This is a genomic window from Roseomonas sp. KE2513, from assembly GCF_016107305.1.
In the GTDB taxonomy this organism is placed as follows: Bacteria; Pseudomonadota; Alphaproteobacteria; order Acetobacterales; family Acetobacteraceae; genus Roseomonas.
In genome coordinates, this window is record NZ_RCVR01000105.1 from 1 (window position 1) to 3,916 (window position 3,916).

At 69.5% G+C, this 3,916-nt stretch carries 4 protein-coding genes and 1 pseudogene; all 5 read right to left on the minus strand.

From position 1 onward, the window contains the following. Positions 1-792, minus strand: a pseudogene (locus D9599_RS30230) (hypothetical protein); the annotation flags it as partial. A 5-nt stretch (positions 793-797) separates the two neighbouring features. Beyond that, positions 798-2,189 (minus strand): TRAP transporter large permease subunit, encoded by a 1,392-nt coding sequence (locus D9599_RS30235; RefSeq protein WP_198385048.1) that lies wholly within the window; start codon positions 2,187-2,189, stop codon positions 798-800. A 7-nt stretch (positions 2,190-2,196) separates the two neighbouring features. Next, positions 2,197-2,799 carry a TRAP transporter small permease subunit gene (locus D9599_RS30240; RefSeq protein ID WP_198385049.1) on the minus strand — a complete coding sequence of 201 codons (603 nt, stop codon included), beginning with the start codon at positions 2,797-2,799 and terminating at the stop codon, positions 2,197-2,199. Beyond that, positions 2,796-3,092 carry a cation transporter gene (locus D9599_RS30245; RefSeq protein WP_232481130.1) on the minus strand — a complete coding sequence of 99 codons (297 nt, stop codon included), beginning with the start codon at positions 3,090-3,092 and terminating at the stop codon, positions 2,796-2,798. Before D9599_RS30245 ends, D9599_RS30240 begins: the two co-directional genes overlap by 4 nt. Before the next feature lie 67 nt (positions 3,093-3,159). Next, positions 3,160-3,916 (minus strand): sodium/calcium exchanger protein (locus D9599_RS30250; protein WP_198385050.1); only part of this gene is annotated, 757 nt, incomplete at its 5' end.

Consider the following 3,916-nt stretch of genomic DNA (forward strand, 5'->3'; position numbering starts at 1 on the left):
TCGCAGCCGGACGTCCAGGAGGTCCGACGGGAGGGGCGCGGCGAGCCGAAGGAGGCCGAACCCCCAGAGAAGAGCGATCCCCGCCGCCGAGGCCGCGAGGGGCAGCCACCACCGACGTCGTCCGAGCGCAAGAGCTGGGGCGGCGGCGACCGCCACGGTGAGGAGGCCGAGGCCGTAGGGGCCAATGACGGAAACGGCCTGCAGCGGCGCGTCCGCAAAGCCCCAGACCGTTCCGACGAGGTTCCAGGGAAAGCCCGTCAGCAGCACGCCGCGGAGCCACTCGGCCGCCGTCCAACCCGCTGCGAGCGCCGCGAGGAGCCCTGCCCCGCCGCAGCGCGCCTCGTCCCCCCGAATGGCGGCTCGCGCCGCGGCGACACCCGCCGCCGGAAAGAGGGCCAGGCAGGCGGCGAGGCCGAGCAGCGCGGGGAGGGCAAGCGCGCCGAACCGCTCCGCATCCACGGCGAACGCCTCAGTGATCCAGGACAAGCCCACGGCGAAGGAACTGAGGCCGAAGAGCCAGCCGAGGGCCAGGGCGCCCCAGACGGTCGGCGTGCGCTCCAGGAGGAGGAGAAGGCCGCCGAAGGCGAGGAACAGCGCGGGGAGAAGGTGGAGCGGCGCGAGCGCGAGCGGCAAGGCCGCCCCGAGGGCTAGGGCGGCAGCCGCGCGCGCAGCAAGTACTGCCCAGGGCCGCCGCGCGAGGGTGACGAGGGAACGCGTCGTGAGCAGACCGTTTGGAACGTCGTCCGCGGGGCTCGCGGCGACACTGGGCCGGGTGGGAGGGTATGGCCGCACGGCGATCAGAGTTCCTCGATCAGGAGCGGCGGCGGCGGGAGCTGTGATTCGAACGACTGGGCCGGATCGACCGTAGCCGGCGTCCGTTTGAGGACGATTGCCGGCGCCGCGACGAGGAGCGCGACCACGAGCGCCTGGATACCGAGGAAGGGCAGTGCGCCCCGGTAGAGGGTGATCGTGCTGAGTGCCGGCGGTGCCACCGTCCTGAGGTTGAGGATCGCGAGGCCAAGGGGGGGATGCATGAAGGACGTCTGAAGGTTGATCGCGAGAAGCACTGTGAGCCAGACCATGTCGATCCCGAGCTGACGCGCGACCGGCACCACGAGGGGCAGCACGATAAAAGCGATTTCGAAGAACTCGATGAAGAAGGCCAGGAAGAAGACGAGGAGGTTCAGCGCGACCACGAACCCCAGCGCTCCGGCAGGAAGGGACGAGAGGAGCCCATCTACCCAGGCTTGGCCGTCGAGGCCCCGGAACACGAGGATGAAGAACGAGGCCCCGAGCAGGAGGAAGATGAGGCCGGAGGTAAGATTGGCGGTCACCTCCATGGCTTGGCGCAGTCCCGTCAGGGTCAGCCTGCGCCGCGCGAGGCCGAAGAGAAGGGTCGCGGTCACCCCGATGGCGCCGCCTTCGGTCGGTGCCGCGATGCCGAGGTAGATCGCGGCGAGCACCGTCAGCACGATGACGAGGGGCACTCCTGCGGCCACGCTCGCGTCCAGCCAGGGCCTGACGGCGGAGCCTTCCTCCCCAGATGCTGGCGCGGCCGGCGGCGCGCGTTCTGGTCGCCCGTGCACTGACAGGAACACGTAGGCCATGTAGCCGCCGACGAGGATTGCGCTCGGCAGGAGCGCGCCGCGGTAGATATCCGCGAGCGACACCTCCAATTGCTCCGCAAGGACAATAAGGACAAGGCTTGGCGGGATCACCTGGGCGAGCGTGGCGCTCGCCGTCACGACGCCGCTCGCGAGGCGCGGCTCGTAGCCCGCCCGCAGCATGACAGGCAGCGCAATGAGGCCGAGCGCAACCACTGAGGCCGAGACGAAGCCCGTGATGGCCGACAGCACTGCGCCGACGAGGACGGTCGTGTAGGCTAGCCCGCCGGGGAGGCGGCCAAAGAGGCGGTTCAGGGCAACGAACATATCCTGCGCGATACCGGTCCGCTCCATCACCATGCCCATGAGGATGAGCATTGGGACGGCCAGCAGGTTGTCGTTGGCGAACACGCCGCCCATCCGCAAAATCATGATCTGGAGGAAGGTCACGTCAAAATGGCCTGCGGCCGCCCCGATCAGCCCGAAGGTCGCCGCGACGGCGGCGAGGGCGAATGCCACGGGGAAGCCGGAGAGCACGGCGAGGACGAGGCCGCCGAACATCGCTGGGGCGAGGAGGTCGGACACGGCCGGCCTATTCCGACAGGAGCCGGCGGCGGTGATCGGGGCGGACCCCGATTCCCGCGATGGACGCGACGCAGCGCACGACCTCCGCAATGCCCTGAAGGGCAAGCAACCCAAACCCGAGGGGAATGAAGCCCTTCATGATCCAGGCCGGGAGGGTGCTCGTGGACTCGCGCGATGCCCGGGTCTCGCCCGCGACGAAGGCCTGGGCGAATGCCGGATAGCTCGACCAAACCGCGGCGAGGCAGAGAGGCAGGAGAACGAGGAGGATGCCGAGGAGGTCGATCCAGGATTGTCCGCGCTCGCCCAGACGGCTGGAGAGGGCGTCCATGCGGACGTGCAGGTCGCGCTGGAGGGCGTAGGCTGCGGTCAGCAGCACGACGGCGGCGAAGAAGTGCCATTGCAGGTCGAGGGCTGAGGACCAAGCGACGCCGAGGAACTTGCGGCTCAGCGCGTTCGCGGTGATGAGAAGGGCATTGGCGAGAAGCGCCCACCGGGCACCGCGGGCGACGAGGGCGGTGACCCCGTCCAGGGCGTCGGCGAGGCGGAGGGCGACCCGGATCGGACCACCCTCTGGACCCGGTTCCGGACTGGGCAGCGCGCCGGGCATCATGGTCGGGGCGATGCCGCCATGCGCAGGTCCCTCGAGACGTACAGGAGAATGGACCAAGTCGATTGCAGGAGCAGACCGGCCACGACGGCCGCCACGGCGAGGTCGGACCAGGGCTTGCCGGTCCCCCAGACGAGGCCCACCGCGACAACCACGGCGAGGTTGCCGATCGCGCCATTGCGCGAGAACAGCCAGACAACCCGTACGTTCGAGTCCCCCGCCCGGTGCGGGATCAGCGCCGCAGCGGCGGCGGCGTTGACGACCAGCGTAACCGGCAGCTCGTTATCGTCACTCACGCAGTTCTCGCGGGCGGTAGGGCCTGCCGGAGGATCGCGACAACGAGGCGGATCGGGTAACCCACGATCATCGCAACCCCTCCCGATCCGGAACGGGAGTCGCGCTTGCGGGCGCGCCGAGGAACGCGATGCGCAGGATGCCAATTAGGCGTCCGCCGTTCACGGCGAAGAGGATAGCGGCTATGCCGAGGTAGGCCCAAGCCAACATCGTGAGAGAGGCGATCGTACGGGCTTCGTCGTCCTCGTAATGGAAGGCGAGCGCTACCTGGACCGCGAACAGGCCGGCGAGGGCGAGAGCGGACCAGAGCCCGAGACGCAGCCGCAGCAGCAGTCCGAGGCCGAGAAGGGACTGGGCGGCCGTAAGGAAGAACTCCTCCCCCTGACGCGCGTCGAGCGGTAGCGCGGTCAGCGCGCCCGCCCCGACGCTCATGGCCATCGGTAGCATGCCGACCAGCAGGGTCCACTGGTTAATCTTGTCACTGATCAATGTCGTGAGGCCGTTCGCCGCGCGCCCGGAGAGCACAAACAGCACCGCGACCGAGACAGCCGGCGCCTCGCTGGCGAGGGGCGCTAGCCACTGGATCAGGAGGAACTCGTTGAGGCCGATGGCTCGCCCGGCTTCCACCATGGCCTCGGCAAAGGGTTCGGCCGCGGCGAGGATTACGGCGCAGGCGACGAGCGCGAGGCCGGCCATGGCGGCCCATTGCCCGGAAGGCGAAAGGGCCTTGAGAGCCGCGGCCGGGCCAGGCTCCTCCTCTTCCAGCTCATCCGCCTGCGGCACATGGCGCACGCGCCAGACATAGAGGCCAAACAGCCCCGCGAGC